The sequence below is a fragment of the Alcanivorax sp. HI0044 genome (assembly GCF_001634945.1).
Window position 1 is genome coordinate 1 of sequence record NZ_LWEZ01000030.1, and the last position, 989, is coordinate 989.

At 58.2% G+C, this 989-nt stretch carries 2 protein-coding genes and 1 pseudogene; all 3 read right to left on the minus strand.

Features of this window, described 5'->3' with window-relative positions; translation table 11 throughout:
* Positions 1 to 226: pseudogene (locus A3730_RS29330) on the minus strand (hypothetical protein); the annotation flags it as partial.
* A gap of 83 nt (positions 227 to 309) precedes the next feature.
* Complete coding sequence (locus tag A3730_RS00335) at positions 310 to 765, minus strand: copper chaperone PCu(A)C (RefSeq protein WP_063519283.1); 456 nt, start codon at positions 763 to 765, stop codon at positions 310 to 312.
* Positions 746 to 989 (minus strand): SCO family protein (locus A3730_RS00340; protein ID WP_197477200.1); only part of this gene is annotated, 244 nt, incomplete at its 5' end. The genes A3730_RS00335 and A3730_RS00340, both read right to left, overlap by 20 nt.

The following is a 989-nucleotide window of genomic DNA, read 5'->3' on the forward strand; positions in this document are numbered from 1 at the left end:
CCAAGGTGGTGTCCGCCTCGGCACGGCTCATGCCGGCGGGGAGGAATCCATTGATACGCAGCCGCTCGGGCTGTGTCAGGCTGCTTTCAACCTGTTGCTGTTCCAGCTTTTCAAGGCGCTGCTGATACTCACGCAGCGTCTGCTCTACATCGCTATCAGCAGCACCAGCCCATAACGGGACAGCACCCAGCGACGCGCCGAGCAAGACGGACAATACCTTTCTCATAGTCTCCCCACAGACACTTCGTCTTTTTCATTAAAGTTTTACTACGACGAAAGAATGGCATTATCCGTAATTACGGTCGGGATTCAAGACTCCTCTGGCGCCTCGCGGCGCACCGGCAACGCCGAACACAGTGCGTCCCCTTCAGCCTGCAACAAGCAAACCGTGACCGACTCCCCGGGCTGCGGGACACGTTGCAGCTTCATCAGCATCAAATGGTCCCCTCCAGGTGTCAGGGAGAAAGAATCCCCCGGCGCCAGCATGATGTGGTGCAAGTGCCCCATCTTGCGCGTCCCGTCATCCAGGGTTGTCATGCTGTGCAGCATGGTATGGCCCGCAATATCACTGCGTGCCCCGGTAATTTTTACGCTGGTGTCCCCGTTGTTGGTTACGGTGAGGTACCCGGCCATGGTCGGCGATACCGGCGGCACCGCTCGCAGCCAGCCACCGGAAATACTCACGTCGGCGTTAGCGACGCCCGCACCCAGGGCCGCCGCCAGGGCCGCCGCCTGACATGCCGTTTTACAAAAGCGATTCAACATCCGCTACCACCTCATCAACTTTGAAATCCGCCGGATACAGCTTGCGCACCCGCGCCTGGTCATCCAGCAGGTAAATGTAATCACTATGGGTAAACAGGTACCCCTGCTCGTCAGCCTCCTTATCCTTGATAAAGACCACACCGTACTGCTTGGCGACCTCGCGAATTTGTTCCAGGCTACCGGTCAGGCCAATCATGTCCGCCTTGAACCAGGGCAGGTATTCC

Bases quoted from the DNA above. Each gene is read 5' to 3' on its own strand.
- A3730_RS00335 (WP_063519283.1), bottom strand. From the start codon at position 765: ATGTTGAATCGCTTTTGTAAAACGGCATGTCAGGCGGCGGCCCTGGCG.